Here is a 26123-nt window from a genome sequence, read left to right on the forward strand (position 1 = left end):
AGACACAGCATGACCGGCTTTACACTTCGCGAGGGTCTGAGCTTCTGCCGGACCGAGGGGCGGACCATCTTCCTGGACCTCAACGCCGATCGCTATTTCGGCCTGCGGCCTGGCCTGGATCAGGCATTCGAGTGCCTGATCGACACCGGCAGCATCGATGACCGCCATGGCGACGCGTTGCTGGAGGCTGGCATCATCACCCGCTCGTCGATCGGCGACAGGCCGGCCCCCTGCCCCCGCACGCAGTCATCCGAGACCAGCCTTCCCATGGAGAAGCCGTGCGTCTCGCCCGCTTATGTCGCAAGCGCCATAGCCCGGCGGCTGTGGTGGCGCGCACGAGTGAAGCACCTGCCCTTCTCGCGCAACATCGGCTCGATCGAACGGCGAAAACAGCACGTTGCGCAGCGGACCGCTCCACCCAGCAGGCTTGCGCAGCTCGACCAGGCCTATCGCCAAGCCGCCATGATCCTCTCCGCCCGCGACCAGTGCCTCCCCACCGCGCTGTCGCTCGCATCATGGCTCATCGCACTGGGCTTCCGGCCGGATCTCGTCCTGGGCGTCAAGCTCAATCCCTTCCAGGCGCACAGCTGGGTCGAGGTCGACGGCATGGTCATCGCCGATAATCCCGAACAGGTCCGCCCGTTCAATCCGATCAGGATCATCTGATGGAGAGGTTTGTCGCCATCATCGCTCCGGCACCGGAACGCAGTCCCATCCCGCCCGCGATCCGGACCGCCATTGCCAGCGCCGAGGGGCTGTCGGTCATGATCGACCGGGACGATCTGCTCATCGCAGGCAGCGGCGGTGCGCATGTCCGCCGACTGGGCGATGATAGGGGCGCGGTCATCGGGCCGATCTTTGCGACCGGCAAAAGCGATCTGGTCACCCTTCCTTCCGATTTCGCACCCGGCGGCGAGCCTCGGAATCCGGACCGCATCAGCAAGGATCATTGGGGCAATTTCGTCGCGATCCTGCGTGATGGGGCCGCAGGCTTTCATGTCCTGCGCTCGCCCTTTGGGCGCCTGCCCTGCTTCCATGCGATGCAGGGCGATCGGCTTGTCCTCGCTTCCGACATGTCCCTGCTGTCACTCGCGGGATGGGTGTCGCGCGGGATCGACTGGTCCGGCATTCTGCGCCGCCTGGCGCTCAAGGATATCCCCTCGCCCTCCACCTGCCTTACCGGCGTGCAGGAACTGCGCGGAGGCTCCTATCTTCATGTCACGGCCGACGGGCCGCGCATCACGCAGAGCTGGAATCCGTGGGATCGAGCCGGCAGACTCCACTGGGTTGACGACCGGGACGAGGCCGCACGCATGATCCGGCGCGCGGTTTCGACCGCAACCCGTGCGAGCATAGCGGGGACAGATCGCGCCCTGCTGATGCTGTCGGGCGGCATCGATTCTTCCGTGCTGGCCGCCGCGCTTGGAACCCATGGCTGCCCCTTTACCTGTTTCAATCTCGCCAGCATCGGTGCCATCGGCGATGAACGCCATTATGCGCAAATGGTCGCATCCCATATGGGCGCGCCGATCATTGAAGCGCAGTGGGACGTCGGCATGGTCGACATCACCCGTTCCCATGCATGGAGCCACCCCAACCCCCTGGCCCGCAGCTTCATGCAGGGCACCGCCCACCTGCTGGGCGAGGCGGTCGCAACGATCGGCGCCGATATCACGATCGATGGCGGCGGCGGGGACAATGTCTTCTTTTCCCTGCGGTCCATCGCCCCTGTCACCGATGCTTTCCTGCGCGGACGGAGCCTCAGCGAAGGCTGGTCCACCGCCCTTTCGATTGCGACCATGGCAGATGTGAGCGCATTGACGGTGATCGGTCGCGCAGCGGCACGCGCCTTCCGCAACTCACCCGCCTATCGTTGGCGGCCGATGACCCAATATCTCTCGCCGGAGGTCCTGGGCGACGAAGCCCTGGGCCCTCACCATCCATGGCTCGAGCCACCGCGCGGCGGCGAAACGGGAACGGCCGCGCATATCGCGCTCATTACCGCCGCCCAGGGCTGGGCCGAGGGAAATGATATCAGGAGCCCGGTGCGTCATGTCACGCCACTGGCTTCGCAGCCGGTCGTGGAAGCGTGCCTGCGGATACCGAGCTGGTGGTGGTCCAGACAGGGCCAGAACCGGATCGTGGCGCGCGATGCATTTCGCGACCGCTTGCCGGCGGCAATCGTGGATCGCCGGACGAAGGGCACGCCGGACAGCTATATCGCGGAAATCTTCGCCGCGAACAGGCAAATCATCCGCGCCATGCTGCTCGACGGACATCTGCAACGGGCAGGACTGCTCGACATGCCCCTGCTCGAACGTGCCCTGGACAGCGAGGGGCCTGTACAGGGCACACACTATCACCGCATCATGCATCTCGTAGATGTCGAGGCATGGATCGCGGGACAGGTCTAGGATCGGGAAGGCGATGATCGTTGCTGACGGAGCTTGTGCCAGATCGCATATTGATCGGCCTTTCGCGGATCGGGATCTTCCCTGTCCTGAAGCCAGTAGAGAAACCAGTCGAGATTACGCTCATAGATGGCCAGCCGATGCTGCGGCTGCCATTTATTATGATATTCATCGGGAAAGACATACATGTCGACCGGCTTGCCCTGTTCGCGCAGGGCAGCGAAGACGTCGATCGCGGTCAGATATTCCCGGTCGGCGAGCTGCATGAGCAATGGCGTGTCGATCGATGCGGCATTGTGGATCATCGAGCCGGGCTCCCAATATTGCCGGTTGTCGGACGTAGCGGGCGGGAAACCCTGCGCCCGCATCTTCCGGGCAAAGGCCGGACCGATGGTGGCGTTCACGGTCCAGGGTTCAAGACAGCAGGTGCTGATTGCTGCCGCGGCAAAGCGGCGGCTGTTGATGAGGGCGAAGCCGACCGTGCTCGATCCATCGCTCAAACCGGTGATGCCGATGCGATCCGGATCGGCAATTCCCATGTCGATGACGCGCTGCACCCCTGTCATGACGGAGGAATGCATGCTGCGCCTTTCTCCCCAGTCCCGGTCATTCTCCGCGAGCAGCTTCTGCCAGTCCTTGTTGAGCGGATTGATTGCGCCGACATGGGGCGGGCGGTCCAGGCTGAGAACGGCAAAGCCTTTCGCGGCGAACAGATGGATCGGATATTCATTGCCGGTCGCGCCCCGCAGAAATCCGTTGCTGCGATAGGTCGTCACGATCATGGGCAGTCTTTCTCTTCCGTCATAATCGGGAGGCAGGGCGAGATCGCCGGCGACTTCCAGGCCCCGGTCGTTACGCCATTCCAGCCGTTCGACCCTGCCGAACCGGATGGAATGATATTCGGGATTGGGATCGAAGAGCAGATCGGTGCGCCCATCGCCCGGATCGATCCGCACGATCCGGGGCGGCACGCTCGCACTCTGGCGCAGGCAGACAAGATCCCCGCCTGCGAGTTCACAGCCGCTGATGACATTGCTCGTGACGAATATTCTCTGTGGCTGGCCGGAACCAGGCTGCCAGCGGTAGAGCGCCGTCGACCGGTCATTCCAGCCTTCGCGGCGAAGGAAGAGCAGGGGACCACCATGGGGCATCCACCAAAGCCCGGCAAACTTGCCGCTACAGGCCTCAGCCGGACAGGGGATTATCACGCCAGTCGCGGACGACATGGCCAGCACCCACGGGCTGGCCGGATTGGCGGTGACATGCTCTGCCTGGACGAAGCGCCCGTCATCGGCTCTCGCCGAGAGCGGAAGAACTTCATAGCCGATCGGATCGGGACCCAGCAGCGTCCGGTCAGTTTCTTCGCCGGGCCGGGCCTCTCCGCCCACCGGATCGACGCGAAACAGGGACAAGGCTGTCGTCGCCAACGGCATGGGTTTGTCGCCCATCATCGGCACATAGCGATCGTCATAGCGAAATCCGGTGACGGCCTCGCGCGCCAGCGCGGACCGCTCGGCCAGCTGTCCCATCCGGCTGGCATAGATAAGCGTCGCGCCATCGGGCTTCCACGCAAATTGCTCGATATCGACCGGCGAGCGCGTGACCGCCCGGGCAGGTCCCCCATCGGCCCGAACCGTCCAGAGCTGGGTGACGCCCTGGTCCCTGCGCAGAAAGGCGATCCACCGGCCATCGGGCGACCAGGAGGGTGCGAGCACTATCGGAAATCCGGTGGGGAGGATGACCCCGCGATAGTCCCCGGTCCCGCTGATGAACTCCCCGCCCTCATCCAGCAGGCGCGGCGCAGCACCGGGCCGGTTATCCATCACCGCCAACCCGATACAATAGTTGTTGGTCGACGCCTCGGCGCGGAGGAGGATGAAGGCGATGCGCCTGCCGTCGGGCGACAGGCCGAGCGGGCTCTGACTGCCGAGCAGTGCGCCATCACCCCGTCCGATGTCGCGCACGCCCAGCAGATCCTTCGCGGTGATGGCGCGCTGCTTCACCACCGGCGCAGGGCGGGCCAGCAGGTCGCTGCAATCCGCCATGGCCGGGCCAGAGAAGGCCAGAAGCGCCACGCCCGCAGCCAGCCATGCGATCGATGTCCTGTTCATGGCGCTCACCATGTCTTCACCAGTTCGAGCGCGATGAAGCGCCCGACCGCGGAGTAATTGGTCGAGTCATAGGGCGTGTCATAATAGAGGCTGGTCGCGACAACCGAAGGAAGCTGATTGAGGAGGTTCTGGACCGAAAGGCCAAGTTCGACGCCGCTGAGGGGGCCGGGCCGGTCGCCAAATCGGTAGCGTGTGCTGAAGTCGACCGTCGTCATCCCGTCAATGTGCAGTGCCGGGGTCGCGCGCGCATCCTTGACGCCGCCTATGGTGCTGAGCGTGGCCGCCGCGCTGAAGGCGCCATCGCTCCAGCTGACCGTACCCCGCCCTCGCCAGTGCGGCGGGTTGAACAATCGTCCTGCGAGCTGTTCAGTGGGACCCGCCACCAAAATCTGCTGCTCGCTGTCGAGATAGGTGAGATTGGCCGAAAGCCCCATTTTGCCACCTGCCAGCTCGGTCTGATAGTTCAACTGGGCGTCGATGCCCTGGATCGTCTGGCGTCCAGCATTGACGTTGGCGCGATTGATGATCGCGCCGACCTTGGACGGATCATAGGGTGCGCCTGCCCCATTCAGAAACTGCGCCGCATGGGCAATCGCCGCCGCAAGCTGCTGGGCCGTCGGTGCGGTGATGATCTGGTTGGCGTAAATGGGATCGACGAGCGCCCGCGCCGCTGTCGGGATCGGATTGACGATGCGATCGACATAGCGGGTATGGAAATAGCTCAGTTCCAGGGATGCACCAGGAATGGCGGGCGGATGCAATGCCATGGTGGCTGACCAGCTGCGCGCCTTTTCCGGTTTGAGATTGCTATTGCCCCCGGCCACCAGCAAGGCGGTGGTCCCGGCCGGATAGCCCGTGCCCCCAAAGGTCGTGATCGAATAGAGGATGGCCTGTTCGATCGAATAAAGCTGGATGAAGCTTGGCGCCCTGAAGGACCGCCCCCAACTCGCCTTGATGTCCATGAAATCGGCCGGCGCGTAGATCATCCCGAATTTGGGCGTCACGACATCGGCAAGGCCCCGATAGCGTTCATAGCGAAGCGCGGCGCTCAGGCTGAGGCTGCGCATCATGGGAATGGCCTGCGCCGGGCCTATCAGCGGGAAGCTGGCCTCGCCAAAGGCGTAGATGCTGTCCTGCGAGGGTTTGGCGTTGTTGACATTGCCTGCGCCCCGGAAGATCTCGAAATCATTCGCCCGGATGCCCGCGCCAACCGCCAGCTTGGCGTCCCCGCCCGGCAGGGCGAAGAGGGGTCCATCGCCGGAGATTTCACCAGTGATGCTCTGATTATGATAGCGACCCCAGGCCCGGCTGGCGAACTGGTCGTTGATGAAGGTGTCACCCTGAAAATAGGTGCGCCCCTTCCCGAAACTTCCCGACAGGCTGAGTTCCCACGGCCCCAGGCTTAGCCGCGCGACGCCCGACAGGGCCAGCGTATAACTGTCATAGCTTTGGGTGATGCGGCTGACCGCAAGATTGGCGGCCACGCTCGTAGGATAGGAAAATTCACCCGTCCGCTGGTTGTAAAGGCCATCCAGTTCGATGGTGAGATTGTCGCTGATGTCCTGATGGAGGCTTCCAGCCACGGCATGGCGGCGGCTGGCCGGCAACAAGGTCAGGCCCGGTCTGATCCGGCCATATTTTCGCTGGTTGGTCGTGAGGGCGGTGTTCCGGCCATATTCATAGGTGAGAAAGCCGCCACCCCCATTCCAGCGACTGCCGGCAAGGGCGCCATATTGCTGCTGGAAATTGCCGCCATCGGGTGATCCGCCGATACGGGCGCGGGTTTCAACGCCGTCATAGTCGCGTCTGAGGATCACATTGACCACACCGCCGACCGCGTCCGATCCGTAGATGGCCGACGCGCCGTCCGCCACCACCTCTATGCGATCGACGGCGGCGAGCGGGATTGCGGAAATATCGACGCCCTGCCGGGCCGAATCATAGGGCACGCGGCGGCCGTTCAGCACGGTGAGCGTTGCATCGCTGCCCAGGCCACGCAGATTGACCGACGACCCGCCGCCGACATTGCCACCAGTGCTCGAGGGCACGTTGAAACCGACGCCGGGATTCTGCCCACCACCGAAACTTTGCGGCAGGCTGCGGGCGACGTCGCCCAGATCGGCGAGACCAGTGTCTCTTATCGCCTGGTTGTCGAGAACCATGACCGGCGACGGGACCGGCGCACCGCGGATACGGCTGCCGGTGACCACGATGCCGACGCCCTCGTCCCTTTCCTGCCGGGACAGATTTTCCTTTCGGATGACGATGCTGCCTTCGAGCCGGGTCCAGGAAAGTCCGGTTCCGGCAAGCAGTCGGTCAAGCGCGCCCTCGATCGTGTAGGCTCCATGGATCGCAGGCCCGTTCATTCCCTCGGCAAGGGCCGCATCGACAATGATCGTCTGTCCGGATCGCAGGGCCAGTTCGCGAACCGATGCGCCGAGCGGCTGGGCAGGCAGCGTGATCGCCATTTCGGCAGATTGCTGGGCAAGCACGATCGGCGCGCTGGCCGCCAGCATGGCGGCAGCGATGCTGCCGGACAGATAATATGCGGTGACTGAAAATCGAGACATTGGACCTTCTCCCCCGTGCCGCCATTCAAGCGGGACAGTGTGGAGACGCCGGTTCGCAAAAACACCCGACAGATTTTTTGGGGAGGACCGCGCTTGCCTATTTCGCGGGAGCAACCAGCAGGATTGTGCCGCTGTCGGGCCGCTCGACCTTCAGATGGAAGCTGGTCGCGACAGCGCGGGCGAATGCTTCCGGATCGCGGACCCGGAAGCCGCCCGTCACACGCACCTGTGGAACGAAGGGTTCCGCCAGACGGATCTGCACCTTATTATAGCGGTTGATTGCCGCCACCGCTTCGGCAAGCGGCGTTGCGTCGAGCGCCAGCATGCCCGACACCCAACGCGCTTCGGCCGGGGAAGCCACCCGCTCCGCCATTGGTGCGTCCAGCGTCATGCTCTTGCCCACCGGGAGCGTTCTCGCCTGATCGGACGCCGCATTCAAACCGCGCAGCTCCACCGATCCCTCCAGGACAGTCACCATCGGTTTGGCGCCAATCATGCTCACGTCGAAGGTTGTCCCGAGAGCAGTTATGTCAGCGCCGGCCGCCTGCACATGGAACGAGCGCATCCGGTCTACCGCGACATGGAAGCGCACGCGCCCCTGCTGGAGATCAAATTGCCGCTCTTTATCGGAAAATTGCGCGCGGAGGCGCGTGGCCGTGTCGAGGATGACGGTCGATCCGTCCGAAAGCCTGACGGTGCGGATCTCGCCGACCCCAGTCTCATAGATCGCGGCCTGCGCCGTCGTGGAAATCGCCAATGGCCCGCCAGGCCGGATAAGACCGACCGTCACTACGCCCAGCAATGCCGCTGCGCCAAGAGTGGCGGCAGCGACATGCGTCTTTTGCCGCATCCAGAAGGGCGCGCGGCCAAGCGATCGGGTCTGCCCGACAGGACGCTCGCCCAGAAGCGTTCCCAGCTGCCAGTCGCGCTTGATCCGGTCATAGGCGATGCGATGACGCGGATCGGCATCGAGCCAGGTCGTGAACGCGCGCTCGGTTGCCGGATCGGAATGTCCAGCGAGACGCGCCAGCCAGTCTTCGGCAGCGTCATGGATGGATGGGGGAATCGGCATCCCCTCAGGCTCAGTCATGCGCCCGCAAATGCCGTCCAAGCTGCTTGATCGCCCTGCTCATCTGCTTCTCGACCCCTCTCACGCTCAAACCGGTCCGCTCCGCAATCTCGGCATAGCTATAGCCATCGAGACGGCAAGCGAGGAATATCTCGCGGGTCAGCGGCTTCAATCGCAGCACCGCCTCTTCGATGCGGGCCAGCCGGTCGCGGGCTTCCAGTGCGGCCACGGGATCGCCGCTCGCCAAGGATAGATCCTCAATTGGAACATGATGATGCTCGCACCTACGTCCCGCACTTCTGGCTTCATCTCGCAGCACATTGCGCGCGGCATGGCGTAAATAGGCCCGTGGCGCCTGGATGGGCCGACTTGCGCTAACCGGCTTACCGGCCATGCGGCTGAAAACCTGCTGCACAATATCTTCCGCTTTATCCTGCCCGGTCAATCGCGAGAGGAAACGCAGCAGCGACGGTCGCTCTTCCCGATACAGACTTTCCAGCGGATCAGGCTGCACCGCCAATCGGTCATGACCCGGAGGCAAGGGATCGCCCTCATCCAGTGGCGGGCGCGATATTTCCGATGCAGACCACATCACGGCCTGCCTTCGGCATGTTTCCTGGCTTCTGATCCCATCCGCCGCTCCCTCGCATTGACGAGGTCGCGCCGGTAAGAAACCGGGCGTTGAGCCGCGCTTGAGAACGCGTGCCGATGCCTTTGGCCATAAATGGCTTGGACATAACACCGGCCACCCGGCCGCATCTGCGGCGAGTCTATTCTTCCCAAGCGAGGGGCTCAAACCTCGGCGCTTCCCAGCGGAAACGCCCTGTCACATTATCGTAATATCAAGCCGATGCAATATGTTAGAGAAAGATCGAAGTCGGCTCCCTTCCACCTTGTCCGCGTCGACCATGGTTGAGATAGGCACCTCCTATACTCTCCAGGTTGATGCGCGAGGACCGACCAGTCGCCTGGCGCATCGGCCGAGGTCGCAGTGGTCCTACCATTGGCGGCATGTGAGTCCAATCCGGGCCGATTTGAGCCGATCTGGGCCATTCCCTTGGAGGCAGCCGGACAGCGATAATCTTCCGTGCAGCGGGTAGCTTCTGTGCTCCCCCTTGCATCGAACCGATCCGCTGCCACCATTATGACAGGGCAATGTCCCATGACGAGCTACCCACAGCGATCTGCCAAGCCCGCCCTTGGACGGAGCACCACCATCTCTAATTCTGATGGAACGGGGGTACCACCTTGCGCGCTCACTGCCGGTCACGATGAGGCCCTCCTTACCCCGCGCGATATCCTGTCTCGGCTCAGCATGACCAGCACCAATCCCCCGAAATGGATGCGCCGGACCTTCATGAAACATGGCGTGCCCTACGTTCATGCGTGCGGAAAGATGCGCGCGACGGAAGCACAATATCAACTACTATTGGAAAAGATCACATGCTCTCCCTCCGTCGCCGTGGGAAGAACGGCATTTACCATATCCGAGGCTCAGTCGCGCTCGGCGACAAGCGGATCGTCGTCAAAGAATTCAGTTCAGGATCGAGTGACGCAGATGCTGCGTCGCACCTGATGGCGGGATATGAGACCAGGCTGCGCCATCAGCTGATGTTCGGTCCCGCAGCGGTCGTCGCACAGGGCACCATCGCCGACGCCTTCGCCAGCTATTTGTCGAAGGCCAAGCTACCCTGTCCTGCCGACATATTGCGCATCGGCAAGCTCAACGCCCAGATCGGCGACCTGTCGCTGCAGGAACCGAAACAGGCATGGGAGAAATTTCGGCTCGCCAATCTGACTGCCCATAAGCCTGCGGGCCAAGATCGCTATAGGGCCGTGTTCCAGGCGGCGGTCAACGTCTATCGCGAACTGCATGACCTTCCACCGCTCAGGATCAAGGCGATCCCGTTCGACAATGAGCGGGTGCGCTTCCTGACGAAGGAAGACCGCGACCTGCTGATCGTGTCCTACACGCCGCATGTTCAGCCGATCATAACCATGCTGGCCTTTCACGGCCCGCGCATCCAGACTGCCTTGCAGATGGTTTGGGGCGTTAATGGTGTCGACATGGAGCGAGAGTCCATTCGGCTCAACCATACGAAAAATGCGGTGATCCAGTCTGTTCCCATGCATCCGCGCGTCAGGGAGGCACTGCTACCGATCTGGGAGGAACGCGGACGGCCCATGAAAGGCCATGTCTTCCTCAACCGTTTCGGCGAACCCTATCAGGACACCCGGCTTTCCCCCATTCCTGGGGGCAACCCCCTGAAGAGCCAGCATAAGACGGCATGCGAGCAGGCGGGGATTGATGACTTCACCATCCATGACTGGCGCCACCATTGGGCATCGCATTGCGTGATGGCCGGCATCGACCTCATCACCATCATGCACATGGGCGGTTGGAAGTCACTAAGGATGGTCCAGCGCTACGCGAGCGTGGGCAACGATCACATGCGCGAGTCAATCAACAGGCTGGACTGACGCTATCTAGCGATAGCCGTTCAATTATCAGGCTGCAGCCGCGACCCCACTGACGCCCAGTTCGGCCAGCGCGAAATTACGGATATGCTCACACATGTCGGCGCGGTCGAAGGCGAGGGCTAGGTTCGCCTCGACATAGCCGGTCTTGGAGCCGCAGTCGAAGCGCCGCCCGTCGAAGGTCACGCCATGGAAGGGCTGCTTGCCGATCATCGTTGCCATCGCATCGGTCAGTTGGATCTCGCCGCCGGCACCCTTTTCCTGGGTTTCGAGGATCTTCATGACCTCCGGCTGCAGGACGTAGCGCCCCGGCAGGATCAGGTTGGACGGCGCGGTCCCCGGCGCAGGCTTTTCCACTAGTCCCTTCACCTCGGTCAGCGCGCCGTCGCGCTTGCCCGGATCGATCACGCCATAGCTGGGCGTCTCGGCCATCGGCACTTCCAGCGCGCAGACCAGATTGCCGCCAACCTTGCCATAGGCATCGACCATCTGCTTGAGGCACCCCCGGCCCGGCGCGCCCTTCATGAACTCATCGGGCAGCAGAATGGCGAACGGCTCGTCGCCGACAATATCACGGGCGCACCAGATGGCGTGACCCAGGCCCAGCGGCTCCTGCTGACGCAGGAACACGGCATTGCCGGGCGACAGCCGCGTACCGTCCAGCGCGGACAGGTCCTTGCCCCGCTCGCGCTGGGTGGCTTCGGCCTCGAAGGCCATGTCGAAATAATCCTCGATCGCGCCCTTGCCGCGACCAGTGACGAAGATCATCTGCTCGATCCCCGCCTCGCGCGCTTCATCGACCGCATATTGAATCAGCGGCCGGTCGACGACCGGCAGCAATTCCTTGGGCACCGACTTGGTCGCCGGCAGAAAGCGCGTGCCGAGACCCGCAACAGGGAAAACGGCTTTGCGGATGCGTTTGTAGGACATGATCTTTCAACATAAGTGGAGTTAATTGGCGTACATTATCACAATAAATTTAAAGAAAATCATAATTATATCGAGTTTTTATCGTAACATTTTCATTTTCGTCAATTTATTGCAAATCGTAAATTTTCGCTCTATTAGCTATATCCTAGTTTTCGATTTAATTGAGCCAATCCCCTATGTTCAAAAAACTCCTCAACATCATCGTTCCAAAAGGTGTGGTGGTCCGAGCGGACCGCATTATAGGTAGTTGTCTTGGCGCCTTGTGCACGCGCTATCGCGGCATTGATGTCCTCAAGCGGTAGGCCAAAAGCGCGCGCTAAAACAACCGCACCCCGCTTCGCGCTTTCAGGGGAAGCCAAATCTTCGAAACGAACCGTACGCCCTTTGCCGTGGGAGAGAATTGCGGTCGCAGATCGCTCGACCAGAGTGAGATCCGCTTCCGCTTCAGAGCGAAGGAACTCCAAGAAATCCCCAAGGTCATGAGAACAATTTGCGCCACGCCTCTTCCAACGATAGAGGCTGATTAGGACATCCCTGAGATTGCGTATGCAATGGACGTGCCGAGTTCCGGCTTCAAATGCGCTCACGATCCAAGATGGAGAAGATGCGTGCGCCATCACTACTGTGCCATTGGGTATCGCGCCAACTGCAACTTGTAACGGGCATATCTTGCCGCGACTTCCCTCCTTATCTTCCAGCTCTAAAGTGTCCTCATGCTGGAAATCATCAACTACATCCTCCCAGGTAAACATCGTTGCCCCCGATTCAAAGCCGAGTTCGAGCAATATCTTCTCACACAAGTGCGTCCCTGACTTCGGGATCGAATTGATTACTGCGGGGGGAAGATGGGATGCCGCGTTGATCGGTCGGTAAGACAATACCGGTATGAGGTACATGGGATAGAGCCGCCTTTCATGCCGGCCGATCCATATCATCCCATTGCCTAAAGAATTATAGCGGCTACTTATTAGCCCGCTCGAAGAAATGAACGCCAGTTCATTTCCATCCTGCGCCCAAAAAAGTTCGTTATCACTATAATAGCCAAAAACCTCTCCGTACTCGCGCAGAACCAGAAACCCGTAATTTTCTCCGCAAGGTGAGCCGATCCTAAAAACCATATTACGAAACGATATTTTGGTATCAGGATCCAAGCCCTTATTATCTTTATCATGGCCTAGGGTCATTTAACTTCCATCTAGCTAGCACGAAACTTTTATTCCGCCCCTTTTCGGCGGATGACGAAATTTTACAGTCCGTACGCGAAGCTGTCATGATTTTGCAAGGCTTGCTTACGTATGAGCGAGGCCACTCTCATCAACGGACGCGAGGCTCAGGGATTGCCGATAGACTCTTGCCGTTTGCAGATCGCCAAGTCTAAGGTCCAGCCCATGGATGCTCTAACTCTAAGTAATAATCATGAGGCACAAAAAGGCCTTTGCCTTTCGAGGGGCATGCTGGAGCCAGTTATGGCCTGCCCTCCTCTCAGACAGGGGTGGTCTGCCGAGTCAGGTATCCTATATTGCGGAAGCGGATCCCAAAGGTTAGGCGGCATCTTCGAAATCTTTTTCGAAAGCTATTGGAGACGCTTTACCTCGTTGAGGCACGCAGAATGGCGCTGCCAACTTAAAGGAAAGGCACGTTTTGTTCTATGGCGGCGTAATGCCACCAACGGCGCCGAAAAGCAGGTAGCCGAGTATTTTGGCGATGGAAGTGCCAACGAAGTGAACATTGTGCTGCGCGCTGAGCTAGAATCTACCGAGGAAAGCAGTCTCCAGGTGGAGGTCGAGGCAGCTGAGGGCGCAGTATTAAGTGAGATTGGTTGGTACGCACGATCTCCCGCGCCTAATTTGATCCGTCTTGGTCTTGTTATCACGACCTACGAGCGAGAAGCATTTCTGCGAGCCAATCTGATACGGCTTGCAGGGCAATCGAATGACGCACAGCTTGTGATCGTCAATCATGGCTCTCCCGGCTTACATGAGCGCATGGCCGATGCCGTACACGGGGGGCTGGAAGTGCGGTTCATTGACCAAGAGAATAGTGGGGGTGCGGGCGGATTCACGCGAGGCATGTCTGAGCACCGACGTGTTGGGCATGCGAGCCATATTTTGTTGATGGATGACGACATTGACCTGCCCGGTGACTTGATCGAGCGTGTGCTGGCAGTGCTGGCGTGGGCGGATCAGCCACTCTGCTTGGGTGGAGCGATGTTCGACTATCATTCGCGGACCAAGCTGTTTTCAGCCGGCGATTTTCTACTGCCCGGGAGTTTCGGGATAGGGCATGTCGCCCCGTCAGGCGGCGGAGACGCGGCAGTGGTGCGTGACGTGGACTTTTTGGCAAGGCTGCACACCCCGGATTTCAATGCCTGGTGGTGCTTTGCCTTTCCCGTTGATGCAATGGATGCGGTTGGGCTACCGATGCCCTGCTTCATTCGAGGTGACGATGTGGAGTACGGCTATCGGCTTAAGCGGGCTGGCTGGCCAACGGTTTGCTGGCCCGGAATAGCAGTGTGGCATATGCCATTCGCTGAGAAAGCTGCACCTTGGCAAATGTTTTATGACAGACGCAACAGCCTATTCGCCAATGCCATTCATGGCCGAGTTCAACTCAGCGACGCGTTAAGAAAATTAACCGGTGGCTTTTTCCATCATTTACTGCGTTACGATTACGATCGCGTAAAGGCGATGACTAGTGGCATTGCAGCGTTCAATCAGGGCGCAAGTGCCATGGCTGCTTGGACAGACACAGACCACCGCAGGTTGTTGGCGGAAACGAACCAACATAGCGCGCGTGCGGCGCAAAAGTTGGGGGTGAATAATCGGATGCAAAAGCCGGAGCGCTTGCATGGCCGCCGCAGATCCGTGGCGATGGTTTTGCGACTCTTGAGCGATCTGTTTTTGCCCCGTGCGAAGGGACCAGCCTTGTGGCTGATGCCTAATGTAGCATGGAGGCCGGATTACCTCAGGCGCCCCCGCCTGGCTGTGGAAACGGCAATGGATGGGTCGCCGCAGAGAGTATTCTGCTACGATCGGCGTGAAAGTTGGACTGCTTTATGGCAATGCCTGAGGGCGCTGACAGGCATGGCTTGGCGCTTTCGACAGAAAGTTGAACTTCCACAGCTTGAATAAGAGGAATTACCTGGATTTATATATCATGAAGTATATTTAAAAATTACTTTAAGCCATTGCTTACGGCTGTTGTCGTAAATGCTAAACTCGAAACTATATTGACGAATTTCATCAGATCTACGAGCGGCGCCGTAGAAACATACATCACGTCGCGATTACGGATAGGAAAGCCTTGCGCCGCAAAAAATGTAGCCGGATCTTTGAGATTGGCACGGTAGATCACCGGAATTTTGCCGTCTGACGTAAATCGCGCACCATTTATCAGCGAAGGATCAACGTCTGCCGGATTCTCAAGCCTGAAGATGAATACACCCTTGATATCGGCTCGATCGTCGCGCAAGCCACCAACTCGTCCAAGTGCTTGCGCAAGGGTTAGCCCGGTGCCCTCAAAGTCGACTTCGGAATTGCGTCCAACAGCACCCAGCGCTGTAAAGCTGTAAGGCTGAAAAAGGGCGGTGACGACGTCATCCGGTTGCAAGTGAATGTTTTGGGCAGGATTGCTGATTACAGCAGACAGCGGCACAGACACAACCTTGTCGGCGCGGGTAATCTGGATCATGGTCTTGTTGATCGGTTGTTTGACGCCCCCGGCAGCGGCAAGGGCATCCAACAACCGCTCTCCCCGTGCCGTTAGCGGTATGCGGGCGCTCTGTTGCACTTCCCCCACAACAGTAACATCTCGGGTCGAATTCCGAGTCCGGCGCACAAGTACTTGCGGGTCGTGGGCCTTACCACGCAATTTTGCCACGATCTCCGCCTGAATCTGCCCTGTAGTGCGTCCGGCAGCTATGACAGTGCCAACAAAGGGTACCTGAATATAACCGTCTTCACTTACAATCTGCTCGGGCAGTGCGGTGGCTTGGGCGATTGAGCGGGCCTGAGCGGTGACGCGCCCATCGGCTGCCGCCAATCCGGCCTGTCCGGCCGTTCCGAACAGCACCGCCGGGGGCGCTTCCCATATCGAAATGTCCAGCGCGTCACCGCTGCCAATGAGATTGGTGACCGAAGGGGCATCCCCCAGAACCTGCGATAGCGATGGCTCGGAACTGCTTGCTATCAGGCGCCGCGTCAGATCATCCGTAAGATTGATTACGCGAATGTCGCCGCTCGTCGTTCCGGTTCCGTGCGCCCTACCCGTTATATCACCGGCGTGCGGTCCGCTGGAGCCGAGCGAATAGCATCCGCTCAAAAGCCCGGAGCAGGCCAATGCGAAAAGGGGAGAAGCAAGGCGTAGGCGAACGGCGGACACTGAAGATACCTCTCAAGAACAAATGACGCTGTATAGATCGGTCGGCACGGCACTCTGGTAGTGCCAACCTGAAGGCTTCTCAACAGATCAGACGGTCAACATCCCTTCTGGGTGATTGATGATATGCGCAGGCAGGGCCACTGGGCGCGTTGCCACGAACGTTTCCGGTTGTTCGTCGATGGCAGTGAAACCGGCATTGGTGAAAAAGGGATGGCAAGTAAAATTTTTGCCCGTGTCCACGATCTTGCCGCTGACTTGAGGATGACGTTCGAGAATATCCCGCATGAGATAGTGCATTGTCGCGTATTCTGACCCGAGTCCGAACACCCGACACGATAGCACGCCCTGGAGAATGGCGTCATCCTTGTATAAGAATGCACTGATCAGTCCGCTGTCGGCCATCTTATCCTTAACAGGCCGTTGACGAAGTCGGCGGTGGCTGATTCAGTGCGGCAGTGGGATTGTCTGGCGGGTTAGCGGCGATGGCGATGGGGCGTGATAGCGAGGTCCAGTCCGATTTGATCGTGACGTGGGCGGAGATACCGCGTTCACCGGGGCATGTTTTCTACGACAAGCTCCAGAAGCTGCTGGCCGAGGCGGGCTTCGATGGCTTTGTCGAGAAGACGTGCAAGCCCTATTATGCGCCGCGGATGGGAGCCCCGTCGCTGCCGCCGGGCCGCTATTTCCGCATGCTGCTGATCGGCTATTTCGAGGGCATCGACAGCGAACGCGGGATTGTCTGGCGCTGTTCGGATTCGCTGTCGCTGCGGGAGTTCCTGCGACTGTCGAGCCGCGACAAGGTCCCTGATCATAGCTGGTTGTCGAAGACGCGGAGCCGCCTGCCGCACGAGGTACATGACCAGATCTTCGGCTGGGTACTGGCCCTCGTCGCCGGGCACGATCTGGTGAAAGGCGAGCGGATCGGCGTCGATGGCTCGACCATGGAGGCGAACGCCGCGCTGCGTACCATCGTGCGGCGTGACAATGGCGAGACCTACCGCGAGATGCTGGTGCGCATGGCGCAAGAGAGCGGCATCGACACGCCGACGATCGACGACCTTGTCCGGCTCGATCGCAAACGCAAGGGCAAGAAGCTGTCGAATGCGGACTGGGCGAGCAAGACCGATCCCGACGCGAAGGTCGCGCGGATGAAGAACGGCTCGACGCGTCTGGCCTACAAGCCCGAACACGCGGTCGATCTCGACACGGGTGTTATCGTGGCAGCGCCGATCCACCCGGCCGACAAGGGCGACACGACAACGCTCGACGCCACGCTGGAGACGGCAGCACGCAACCTCGCCGACATTGGCCTGGCGCCGACGTCCGGGGATCCCTGCGATCTTGTGACCGATAAAGGCTATCATTCGCGCGAGCTCCTCAAGGGTCTCGACGGCGACATCTGGAAGACGCGCATCGCCGAGCCGGCACCGCCGAATGGATATCTGCGCTGGCACGGCGACGAGGCTGCCCAGAAGGCCGTCTACGCCAATCGGTCTCGCCTGAAATCCGCCGTCGGACGCAAGGCGATGCGCAAGCGTGGTGAGATGGTCGAGCGTAGCTTTGCCCACGTCCTGGATCGCGGCGGCATGCGCCGCGCGTGGCTGCGCGGGCGCGAGAATGTTCACAAGCGTTATTTGATCCACGTCGCCGGGTTCAATCTTGGCATTCTCATGCGCGCCCTGTTCGGTTGCGGCACTCCGAGGGGCGCCAGGGGCGCATCCAAGGCATTCTTGTTCGTAGTTCAGACCGATGTTGCGCTCGTCATCGCCCTCGTCGCCGAGTTCGACGGAGAAAGGGCCATGCTCCTCATCGTTTTTACCCCTGAAGGCGCTGACAGACCCGGCTGAAAACCGACTTCGTCACCGCGCTGTTAAGGAAAGTGCAGAAAATTCGTCCCCCGGACGAAAGAAAATGACGCATCTCGTCATCGCTCCAGCGCTCGCCATTGGTATTGAACTGGTTGGTTTTGTTCACCAGTTCGAAGGCGCGGGCGTAATTTTCATGCGCCGGCGTATCGACCACGACATAGCGCTGCTCTATGTTAAGAGACGCCAACCATTCTTCACGCGAGGCGCCACTGCGTGTCCCGTCACGTTCGATTTTGGCCTGAATGGACTGAGTGCGCAACCGGGCCTCATTGGTGATCGCAGGCACTTGGGTCAGCGGCGAGAATAGAATCTTGCGGCGCCAATCATAAGGCTCCGTGTTCAGTATATGCATTTCGGGGAAGGTCTTTTTGACCTCATCGACCTCACGAGGGTTGTCATCGATAAACAGCGCGTTCTGCGGGAGAATGTTGACCTCTGATAGAATACGACGGATGTTCTCTGCCTTGGATTCATAGTTGATCTTAACCGAGGCGAAGTCCTCGATCCTAAGTCCGTCCTTGAACGCCTGCTTGAACTTTTCGACTGTCGGCTCATACTCATTTTTGCTACAGATAGCAAGCATCCCGCCGCGTGCTTTGTAGATCAGCAGGGCTTCGGCCAGACCAAGTGGCCAAGTCCCAATTTCATTCCAAGTCATCTGCTCCTTTTCACCAGATATGCCAGACCAGAGCGTGTCGTCCAGGTCGCAAATAATGAGCTTAATCTGCAGAGGCTCCAAAGCAACCTTCACGTTATCAACCAATCGCTGGGCGATCGACTGGGTCAGTTGTTGTAACTTCTCCCGACTGTTATACATTTCGCTCATCTTCGTCAGCGCCGTCATACGGGTCGGCGCCGCGTTCAAGTCACCCTCATAGTCGTGAATGAATGAGGCATGCGCGACTTGGAGCGTGTAGTCGTCTTGGTTGAATATCCTTCCATGCTCCGAAAAGACCTCATTGAGATCGAATAGATAGCAATTGGGCATACGGCGAATAAGTTTCTCGATGTACTCATTCAGTCTCTGCACAAAATACGAGATGTTCTCTAAGCTGTATCGCGGAAACAGATTGCCCATGAAGTTTCGGCGTGGCTCTAGGAAGGTCACAAAAAAGGTCGGCCGCTGGCCGACTACCTCTTGCGTACGCAATACAAGTGAGCGCACGATCCTGCGACAAGCATCGAAGAAATCCTCGATCAGACCTTCGCTCAACGCCCTGACCCAAAGAGGCTCGATCTCGATTATTTGCTCTGGAATATCGGGATAAAGGTCAAGGACCGCTTGGTAGAAGACGTGACGCAGGGTAAAGCTGATGATGTTGGCATCGTACTGATTAGCCGAATCCACGGCAGGAATTTCGGAATGCGAATGGCTGGCCCAGAGAAGGTGGTCGGCGCTGTGACCGAGTTGCAACAGAGCGCCGTGAATAGGCATCAACTGGCAGGTGCCAATCATCAGGAACTTGCGCGGATGAGTCTCCGTTTCAGAGAGAAAGTTTACGCCGTTCGACAGTTTCGGGAAATACGAGCTCATGGTGCGTCGGGTCCTGAGTGGCCTAAGGGTGGATAGAGGAGAGGTACTAACCAGAGATGTCGCCATGCTCGCGCCAGAGCCAGCGCAAGGCATCAGGCAGAATCGCGGCGCCGTGATGATGTGAATGATCGCCCTCGCCCATCACAAACTGATAGGCGTAGTTCTGCATTGCAAGGGCGCGAGCCATCGCGCGATTGCCGGCCGGCCAGTCAAGCCCTGAAAACTTACCTCCCAGTTTAGCGCGCGCGCCTTCTTGGAGGAATACGCGTAATGGCTTGGCAGGTGTGTTTCGGATGCGTTCGGGATAGCATCCGCCGCCGCGAATATCGACAAAGCTACCACAGGCAGAAAACACCTTCCCAAAGGCATCCGGGCGGTGCCAAGCTGCGTTAAATGCACAAATCCCCCCGCTGCTGTAGCCAGCGATACCCCGGTCGCTTGGATCATCGGAGAGTACAGCAAGTTGGCGTACTATCGGTAATACCTCAGCCAACAAGAACTCGGCATAGTCTCCGCCTACTGAATCGTATTCCAGTGAACGCTGCTCTTCAGCCAATCCGCCCGGACGCCGCGGCTTACCAGATTCAATGAACAACGCCGCCATTTTCGGCACGCCGCCATCGGCAATGAGGTTATCAAGCACCGTTGGAACCTGCCATCCGCCATCTTCGGCCAAGAACAACCAACCATCTTCGAAAATCATCAGCGGCAACGCAGACAGTCCGTCATAATTTGCCGGCAAATAGAGCCAAGCGTCATGCTGGCAATCTGGGAACAAGGATGAGGGTGGAATAACCAATGGCTCAATCCGCCCCTTGGGGATGCCCTCCCGGGCTAGAGAGTCCGGTCCGAGGCAGTACTGGTCGTTGGCGTCGTGGATCATCGCATGGGTAGCATCTTGAGACATGGTATCTCTAGGTTTGTGTAAGGATTCAATGTGGAAGTCGATGGCATCGTCGATGTGCTTGAAGGAAAGCAGTTTGCCATCTTTCAGCACATAGGCACGATCGCAGTGCTGACGCACAAAATCCTCACTGTGGGAGACGATCACGAGCGATCGGTCAGCGCGCTTCTCGAATAGTTCAATCTGGCACTTCTCATGGAAACGGTGATCGCCGACATGGACGATCTCGTCTATGAGGAAGCAGTCGAACTCGATACTCATGGAGATCGCGAACGCGAGCCTTGCTGCCATGCCCGAGGAGTAGTTGCGGACGGGTTCGTCGAAATAGACACCCAGTTCAGCAAAATCCTGAACGAAGCCGATGGTGTCCTCTATCTTGCGGCCATAGATACGCGAAATGCATTTGGCGTTGTCACGCCCGGTCAGCGCGCCCTGAAATGCGCCCCCGAATGCCAGCGGCCAGGATACGGACATGGAGCGTTTTATAATGCCCGAAGTCGGCAGTTCCGATCCACTCAGGAGGCGGATCGTTGTGGATTTACCTGCGCCGTTACGCCCTAAAATGCCAACTTTTTCGCCAGCTAGTATGGAAATATCGGCGCCGCGCAGCACGTGGTTGATGCCGCGTCTAGTGTGGTATTCCTTATGAACGTTGTGGAACTCAATCACAGCGGAGTCACCTTGGCCGTAATCGAACGGACCCCTACCATTGCAAAAAGCGACAGGACAGCGTTCCAAATGAGCACATAACCGACATCATAGTGGGCTTTGAACAGCGATCCGAAATAGCCGTCACGGATGATCTCGGCGCAATTAACCATGGGAACCAGCAGGAGATATTCCTGAGCGGCATGTGGCATCGCATCAACGATAAAGCCCAAGCCGGAAAAACCGATCATGATGTAAGTGAACGGATGCCAAAATCGCTCGAACAGTTCGGAATGCTCACTGATAGCACCCACGATAATGGCCAGCGCGGAACCAAACCAAACCATCAGCACCCAACCCCAGATCACTTTCAAAACATCTTCAGGGAGCGCCATCCAGCCCATTGCGCTGAAACCAAGCGAGAGAACGACGAACGAGGTAGTCACCCCTCCAATCTCCAGCATCAGACGTGCGATATAGATATCAATCGGACGGACATTGCGATGATGCATGAGGCCCAGATGCATCTCGACCGATTTGTCCAACCTGTTGGGCATATTGCGCCAGACGAGGACCGTCGAATATCCTGTCACGGCGAAAGCGACGATTGGAATCTGCGAAGAATGGGACAGCTTCGTAATCGTCCAGATGGCGGTGATGCCGAGCGTAAACGTCATGGGTTCGGCAAAAAGCCAGAGCACGCCGATGTTGTGACGGCCGTATCGTGTTAGTGTTTCGCGTAGGAACAACGCCCAGATGACACGGCACTGGATGGCGAAGCTCCGAGATAGCGCGGGGCGGGAGGCCATGGTTAATCCACATGCTCGCGAATGCTAGCGATGAGCATCTTGGTGATAGCCCAGAAAATAAGGCCCAGCAGCAAGGTCGCGAGTATTCCACGCAAACGATAGGGCTCTTCCGCGTCGTCTGGCAGGCTGGGTTGGGCAATGCGTTCGACGTAAGTCTGTTTCCGGCGTGCTTCGGTCTTTGCCTGATCAAGCGAAACCATCGCCGCAGCCAGTTGCTTGGCGGCCATCTCGTTTCGCAGTATCAGGTTCTGGTAGGCAGTCGCCTTGCCTGCCAGAGAACGATCGCCGCCGGCGACCTTGCCCATTTCCTGCGCGATCTGCCCGGACAGACTGTCGATCTGCGTCTGCAGGACAGGTATCGCTTGATTGGCAGGTGCCGCCTTTTGCAACTGCGCCAACTGCGTCCGGCTCGCGATGAGTTCATCCTGCAGCTTGGAAATCATCTGCAGTTGCATGCTCGCCTGCTTTTCGGGATCGACCACGCCATGCCGATTGCGGAACGTCGCCAGTTGGGTGGCAGTCATCTGGACGTTGTTTTCCGCTTCTTCCACTTCAGCATTAGCAAACTGGATCAGGTCAGAACGCGCCCGGTTGTTCAGGCGATTGACGGTTGCTTCGGCCATTTCGAGCAACTGCGCATTAAAGCGCCTAGCATCGCGGGCGTTGTAGGCCCTGACAGTAAGGACGGTGATCCCGTCGGTGCCGTTGCTTTCGACCTTTACCCGTTTCTTGAAATATTTGTAAAGTTCCTCGAACGAGGATGAATAGCCCATCGGGTCAAAGCGGTTGAACACCGAGATATAGCGCGCGCTGTATGCCTTGAGGAAACTGTTCTTTTGATTGATCGCCTGCAGGGCATCGCGCGACTGGATATAGTCGTTGGCGGCGCTGGCCTCATCGCTTGCGTTGCTGAAGGCGGCATTTTTGAGCAGTACGCCCAACCCGGTCAGCGAGGGCTTGTCCGGGCTACGAACGACAAAGCGCGCTTCCGAAATATAAACATCCGATGCTATCGCACCAAAATAGATGATCGACAAAAGCGTCGGCGCTACCACCAGAGCAAGGAAGAGGCGATCTGCAAGAAATTTCTTCATATTTTTCATATGGCCGGATGAACGGTTCACTCTAATGGATTTTATGGTCCGGCAAGCCCCGAAGCTTGATCCGTTTAGCGTTAGGCATGCCCAAATCCAAGCCCAAAGCGCAGAATCGCCAGACTACCCAACGACATGCAAACCTAATTTGCCGCATGTCATGTGTCGAAGCTCGCTATCAGCTGATTCCAGTATTCCCGCGATATGATTTCATCATAGGCATCAGCCCATTGCGCGCCAGCCTGTTCGCACTGGCGGTTGTAGCGCCTTATGACCCTGTCAAAATGACGCCCGATATCGGCGTAGACATCCGGATCGAAGCCGAAATAGTGCAGACTACCGTTATCAGGATCGCTATATGCGAAATCTGACTGGAGCGGCATTTCGGTCCAGCTGATGTCCATGCGTTCCGGAAACACCACCAGACGGCGGAACGGATTGGATTTAAGCGCTGGCAGCTTGTGACCGTTGAAGGTCCAACGTTGGACAAAACGGTAGAACTTGCCCTTAGAAACAACCGGCGCGACTGCCATGCGACCGACTGGCAAGCGATCCAGCTTACGATAATTGACGTTGAATCGCTTATATTCTGCCATAACTTGCTGGTGGACCGCGTCAAAGTCCTCATCGCGGAAGGGCGCTGGGCCATCCAGAAAGCGATCCACGGCCATGCTCAGCAGATAAGCTGAACCGTACTGATTAGTGCTGACAAAGTTACGAAAGCGAGCGCGCAGTTGCTTTTCTACCCGTTTGAGGCGCTTCGCCAACATGCGCCGGGGCCTGGCTTGACGGACGAAACCTTCGTCGATCATCGAGTTCACGAGCCGGGGCAGATGACCGCTGAGACGGATCAACTCATTACGAATGTTATAGAATGCGAACCAGCCTTCGACCTTGGCATAATAAGGTTCATGCCACACCGCAATACCTGGCACAGTCCAAGTACGCCGACCAGCGATGTCTGCACGCACGCCAAAATCCACGTCGTCGAGATGGACAAAGATTGGCAACGGCATGCCGTTGCGTTCGAACGCGACCTTGCTGCCGCCGAACAACCACCACCCGTTGAAGTTGGTGTAGAAATTGCTTGCCAGCGCGTTCTTGCTTTCTGGCGCGTCGAGTCGGGATGGGGGCATGCGTGCCTCCACCGTCTCAAAACGATCGGCGCGCCAATAGGCGCTTGCGTCGGCCAGCTTGACCGGATCGTAGACGTCCATTTGGACGCCGCCAATGAAATCCTCATCCTGCATCTGGAAACGAAATAGGTTAATCATACGCGCGATCGAAACAGCGTCGATATCCGCATCATCATCAAGCAGCATGATATGACTGGTCGACATATCATCGAGCGCAACGTGGATACCGCGCCCAAAGCCGCCGGCACCGCCAACATTCTTCTGCGCAATGACCTGAATCCGTTCAGTCGCCAAGCCCGGTGGCATCGCGAAGGTACTAGCGTTATCAACCACGATAACGCGCCAGTCGGCAGCCTCAGCATTCAGGATGCTGCTCAACGTGGCAAGATTGGCCTGCAGTTGAGTGACGCGGTTAAACGTGCAGATAACGAAGGCTGGGCTGACTTCACGTTGCGGCTGCGCGCATATTTCCCAGTCTGCCGAAATGACCTCAACTGAGCCGAACAGCGGCGTCACCATGAAGCTCCAGCGACCAGATGTAGCATCAGCCGTGACGATGTCGAACGGCATCGATATCTCATGCTCGTTCCGGTAGGGATCGACCGTCGTATCAGAGATCAGATAGTTGCCAGCATAGCGGTAAACGTCTTTTCCGCCACCACTGTGTGCTGTCGAGGCGACGCGGCGCTGGCCGTTCTGGTCGGTGTGCAACAGCGCCACTTCCGCCGAGCCCTTGATATGCAAGCGCAAACGGAAGCGCTCCACCCGCGTTGTACCGAAAACCTCGCGATCATAGCAGCGCGGTGACGAAGTCGGTTTTCAGCCGGGTCTGTCAGCGCCTTCAGGGGTAAAAACGATGAGGAGCATGGCCCTTTCTCCGTCGAACTCGGCGACGAGGGCGATGACGAGCGCAACATCGGTCTGAACTACGAACAAGAATGCCTTGGATGCGCCCCTGGCGCCCCTCGGAGTGCCGCAACCGAACAGGGCGCGCATGAGAATGCCAAGATTGAACCCGGCGACGTGGATCAAATAACGCTTGTGAACATTCTCGCGCCCGCGCAGCCACGCGCGGCGCATGCCGCCGCGATCCAGGACGTGGGCAAAGCTACGCTCGACCATCTCACCACGCTTGCGCATCGCCTTGCGTCCGACGGCGGATTTCAGGCGAGACCGATTGGCGTAGACGGCCTTCTGGGCAGCCTCGTCGCCGTGCCAGCGCAGATATCCATTCGGCGGTGCCGGCTCGGCGCTGCGCGTCTTCCAGATGTCGCCGTCGAGACCCTTGAGGAGCTCGCGCGAATGATAGCCTTTATCGGTCACAAGATCGCAGGGATCCCCGGACGTCGGCGCCAGGCCAATGTCGGCGAGGTTGCGTGCTGCCGTCTCCAGCGTGGCGTCGAGCGTTGTCGTGTCGCCCTTGTCGGCCGGGTGGATCGGCGCTGCCACGATAACACCCGTGTCGAGATCGACCGCGTGTTCGGGCTTGTAGGCCAGACGCGTCGAGCCGTTCTTCATCCGCGCGACCTTCGCGTCGGGATCGGTCTTGCTCGCCCAGTCCGCATTCGACAGCTTCTTGCCCTTGCGTTTGCGATCGAGCCGGACAAGGTCGTCGATCGTCGGCGTGTCGATGCCGCTCTCTTGCGCCATGCGCACCAGCATCTCGCGGTAGGTCTCGCCATTGTCACGCCGCACGATGGTACGCAGCGCGGCGTTCGCCTCCATGGTCGAGCCATCGACGCCGATCCGCTCGCCTTTCACCAGATCGTGCCCGGCGACGAGGGCCAGTACCCAGCCGAAGATCTGGTCATGTACCTCGTGCGGCAGGCGGCTCCGCGTCTTCGACAACCAGCTATGATCAGGGACCTTGTCGCGGCTCGACAGTCGCAGGAACTCCCGCAGCGACAGCGAATCCGAACAGCGCCAGACAATCCCGCGTTCGCTGTCGATGCCCTCGAAATAGCCGATCAGCAGCATGCGGAAATAGCGGCCCGGCGGCAGCGACGGGGCTCCCATCCGCGGCGCATAATAGGGCTTGCACGTCTTCTCGACAAAGCCATCGAAGCCCGCCTCGGCCAGCAGCTTCTGGAGCTTGTCGTAGAAAACATGCCCCGGTGAACGCGGTATCTCCGCCCACGTCACGATCAAATCGGACTGGACCTCGCTATCACGCCCCATCGC

At 59.0% G+C, this 26123-nt stretch carries 19 protein-coding genes; 5 read left to right on the forward strand and 14 right to left on the reverse strand.

Going from position 1 to position 26123, the window contains the following annotated elements:
• Nucleotides 1–9: 9 nt before the first annotated feature.
• Nucleotides 10–666 (forward strand): lasso peptide biosynthesis B2 protein, encoded by a 657-nt coding sequence (locus LDB26_RS14645; RefSeq protein WP_257538986.1) that lies wholly within the window; start codon nt 10–12, stop codon nt 664–666.
• A complete protein-coding gene (locus tag LDB26_RS14650) occupies nt 666–2414 on the forward strand; it encodes an asparagine synthetase B family protein (RefSeq protein WP_257538987.1) in 1749 nt (582 codons plus the stop codon). Before LDB26_RS14645 ends, LDB26_RS14650 begins: the two co-directional genes overlap by 1 nt.
• Here LDB26_RS14650 and LDB26_RS14655 read toward each other — a convergent pair.
• The 4 genes from LDB26_RS14655 to LDB26_RS14670 form a co-directional block, all read right to left on the reverse strand.
• The gene (locus tag LDB26_RS14655; protein WP_257538988.1) at nt 2411–4522 is read right to left on the reverse strand and encodes an Atxe2 family lasso peptide isopeptidase; all 2112 of its coding nucleotides are present in this window, start codon (nt 4520–4522) and stop codon (nt 2411–2413) included. The two genes, LDB26_RS14650 and LDB26_RS14655, sit on opposite strands and share 4 nt — an antisense overlap.
• 5 nt (nt 4523–4527) lie before the next feature.
• Nucleotides 4528–7092, reverse strand: coding sequence for a TonB-dependent receptor (locus LDB26_RS14660; RefSeq protein ID WP_257538989.1), 2565 nt, complete (start codon nt 7090–7092; stop codon nt 4528–4530).
• Nucleotides 7093–7189: 97 nt separating this feature from the next.
• Nucleotides 7190–8182, reverse strand: a complete 993-nt coding sequence (locus tag LDB26_RS14665; RefSeq protein ID WP_257538990.1) for a FecR domain-containing protein — start codon at nt 8180–8182, stop codon at nt 7190–7192.
• Complete coding sequence (locus LDB26_RS14670; protein WP_257542131.1) at nt 8175–8753, reverse strand: RNA polymerase sigma factor; 579 nt, start codon at nt 8751–8753, stop codon at nt 8175–8177. Before LDB26_RS14670 ends, LDB26_RS14665 begins: the two co-directional genes overlap by 8 nt.
• Nucleotides 8754–9604: 851 nt before the next feature.
• Between LDB26_RS14670 and LDB26_RS14675 the strand changes: the two genes are divergently transcribed.
• Nucleotides 9605–10642: a site-specific integrase gene (locus LDB26_RS14675; RefSeq protein ID WP_257538991.1), complete on the forward strand. Its 1038-nt coding sequence runs from the start codon at nt 9605–9607 to the stop codon at nt 10640–10642.
• A gap of 27 nt (nt 10643–10669) precedes the next feature.
• On the opposite strand, the gene LDB26_RS14680 is transcribed toward LDB26_RS14675, so the two are convergent.
• Nucleotides 10670–11569: a UTP--glucose-1-phosphate uridylyltransferase gene (locus tag LDB26_RS14680; protein WP_257538992.1), complete on the reverse strand. Its 900-nt coding sequence runs from the start codon at nt 11567–11569 to the stop codon at nt 10670–10672.
• 134 nt (nt 11570–11703) lie between these two features.
• A complete protein-coding gene (locus LDB26_RS14685) occupies nt 11704–12753 on the reverse strand; it encodes a hypothetical protein (RefSeq protein WP_257538993.1) in 1050 nt (349 codons plus the stop codon).
• Between the two features lie 111 nt (nt 12754–12864).
• Here LDB26_RS14685 and LDB26_RS14690 point away from each other — a divergent pair, with 111 nt between their 5' ends.
• A complete protein-coding gene (locus LDB26_RS14690) occupies nt 12865–14700 on the forward strand; it encodes a glycosyltransferase (protein WP_257538994.1) in 1836 nt (611 codons plus the stop codon).
• A gap of 43 nt (nt 14701–14743) precedes the next feature.
• On the opposite strand, the gene LDB26_RS14695 is transcribed toward LDB26_RS14690, so the two are convergent.
• Together LDB26_RS14695 and LDB26_RS14700 are read right to left on the reverse strand one after the other, a co-directional pair.
• Nucleotides 14744–15949, reverse strand: coding sequence for a polysaccharide biosynthesis/export family protein (locus LDB26_RS14695; protein ID WP_257538995.1), 1206 nt, complete (start codon nt 15947–15949; stop codon nt 14744–14746).
• A gap of 87 nt (nt 15950–16036) precedes the next feature.
• The gene (locus LDB26_RS14700; protein ID WP_257538996.1) at nt 16037–16351 is read right to left on the reverse strand and encodes a hypothetical protein; all 315 of its coding nucleotides are present in this window, start codon (nt 16349–16351) and stop codon (nt 16037–16039) included.
• 86 nt (nt 16352–16437) lie between these two features.
• Between LDB26_RS14700 and LDB26_RS14705 the strand changes: the two genes are divergently transcribed.
• Nucleotides 16438–17796 (forward strand): transposase, encoded by a 1359-nt coding sequence (locus LDB26_RS14705; RefSeq protein WP_197672717.1) that lies wholly within the window; start codon nt 16438–16440, stop codon nt 17794–17796.
• Here the strand turns inward: LDB26_RS14705 and LDB26_RS14710 are convergent.
• The 6 genes from LDB26_RS14710 to LDB26_RS14740 all read right to left on the reverse strand — a co-directional run bounded on the left by LDB26_RS14710 (nt 17765) and on the right by LDB26_RS14740 (nt 26120).
• Complete coding sequence (locus LDB26_RS14710; protein ID WP_257538997.1) at nt 17765–19351, reverse strand: HAD-IIIC family phosphatase; 1587 nt, start codon at nt 19349–19351, stop codon at nt 17765–17767. The genes LDB26_RS14705 and LDB26_RS14710 overlap by 32 nt on opposite strands.
• 46 nt (nt 19352–19397) lie before the next feature.
• Nucleotides 19398–20924 (reverse strand): alpha/beta hydrolase-fold protein, encoded by a 1527-nt coding sequence (locus LDB26_RS21540; protein WP_306812033.1) that lies wholly within the window; start codon nt 20922–20924, stop codon nt 19398–19400.
• Nucleotides 20921–21712 (reverse strand): ABC transporter permease, encoded by a 792-nt coding sequence (locus tag LDB26_RS14725; protein ID WP_257538998.1) that lies wholly within the window; start codon nt 21710–21712, stop codon nt 20921–20923. Before LDB26_RS14725 ends, LDB26_RS21540 begins: the two co-directional genes overlap by 4 nt.
• Before the next feature lie 2 nt (nt 21713–21714).
• On the reverse strand, nt 21715–22806 hold the full coding sequence (locus LDB26_RS14730; protein WP_257538999.1) for a hypothetical protein: 1092 nt from the start codon (nt 22804–22806) through the stop codon (nt 21715–21717).
• Nucleotides 22807–22964: 158 nt separating this feature from the next.
• Complete coding sequence (locus LDB26_RS14735; RefSeq protein ID WP_257539000.1) at nt 22965–24686, reverse strand: glycosyltransferase family 2 protein; 1722 nt, start codon at nt 24684–24686, stop codon at nt 22965–22967.
• 75 nt (nt 24687–24761) lie between these two features.
• A complete protein-coding gene (locus LDB26_RS14740; protein ID WP_257539001.1) occupies nt 24762–26120 on the reverse strand; it encodes a transposase in 1359 nt (452 codons plus the stop codon).
• Nucleotides 26121–26123 lie beyond the last annotated feature (3 nt).

The organism is Sphingobium sp. CFD-1 (assembly GCF_024611115.1).
GTDB classification, from domain to species: domain Bacteria; phylum Pseudomonadota; class Alphaproteobacteria; order Sphingomonadales; family Sphingomonadaceae; genus Sphingobium; species Sphingobium baderi_A.

What these genes read in the sequence shown, in the direction of transcription:
- LDB26_RS14655 (WP_257538988.1), bottom strand. Translation starts at nt 4,522, where the DNA reads ATGAACAGGACATCGATCGCATGGCTGGCTGCGGGCGTGGCGCTTCTG.
- LDB26_RS14645 (WP_257538986.1), top strand. Translation starts at nt 10, where the DNA reads ATGACCGGCTTTACACTTCGCGAGGGTCTGAGCTTCTGCCGGACCGAG.
- LDB26_RS14725 (WP_257538998.1), bottom strand. Translation starts at nt 21,712, where the DNA reads ATGGCCTCCCGCCCCGCGCTATCTCGGAGCTTCGCCATCCAGTGCCGT.
- LDB26_RS14705 (WP_197672717.1), top strand. Translation starts at nt 16,438, where the DNA reads ATGGGGCGTGATAGCGAGGTCCAGTCCGATTTGATCGTGACGTGGGCG.
- LDB26_RS14730 (WP_257538999.1), bottom strand. Translation starts at nt 22,806, where the DNA reads ATGAAGAAATTTCTTGCAGATCGCCTCTTCCTTGCTCTGGTGGTAGCG.
- LDB26_RS14660 (WP_257538989.1), bottom strand. Translation starts at nt 7,092, where the DNA reads ATGTCTCGATTTTCAGTCACCGCATATTATCTGTCCGGCAGCATCGCT.
- LDB26_RS14675 (WP_257538991.1), top strand. Translation starts at nt 9,605, where the DNA reads ATGCTCTCCCTCCGTCGCCGTGGGAAGAACGGCATTTACCATATCCGA.
- LDB26_RS14650 (WP_257538987.1), top strand. Translation starts at nt 666, where the DNA reads ATGGAGAGGTTTGTCGCCATCATCGCTCCGGCACCGGAACGCAGTCCC.
- LDB26_RS14700 (WP_257538996.1), bottom strand. Translation starts at nt 16,351, where the DNA reads ATGGCCGACAGCGGACTGATCAGTGCATTCTTATACAAGGATGACGCC.
- LDB26_RS14690 (WP_257538994.1), top strand. Translation starts at nt 12,865, where the DNA reads ATGAGCGAGGCCACTCTCATCAACGGACGCGAGGCTCAGGGATTGCCG.
- LDB26_RS14670 (WP_257542131.1), bottom strand. Translation starts at nt 8,753, where the DNA reads ATGTGGTCTGCATCGGAAATATCGCGCCCGCCACTGGATGAGGGCGAT.
- LDB26_RS14710 (WP_257538997.1), bottom strand. Translation starts at nt 19,351, where the DNA reads ATGAGCTCGTATTTCCCGAAACTGTCGAACGGCGTAAACTTTCTCTCT.
- LDB26_RS14685 (WP_257538993.1), bottom strand. Translation starts at nt 12,753, where the DNA reads ATGACCCTAGGCCATGATAAAGATAATAAGGGCTTGGATCCTGATACC.
- LDB26_RS14740 (WP_257539001.1), bottom strand. Translation starts at nt 26,120, where the DNA reads ATGGGGCGTGATAGCGAGGTCCAGTCCGATTTGATCGTGACGTGGGCG.
- LDB26_RS14665 (WP_257538990.1), bottom strand. Translation starts at nt 8,182, where the DNA reads ATGACTGAGCCTGAGGGGATGCCGATTCCCCCATCCATCCATGACGCT.
- LDB26_RS14680 (WP_257538992.1), bottom strand. Translation starts at nt 11,569, where the DNA reads ATGTCCTACAAACGCATCCGCAAAGCCGTTTTCCCTGTTGCGGGTCTC.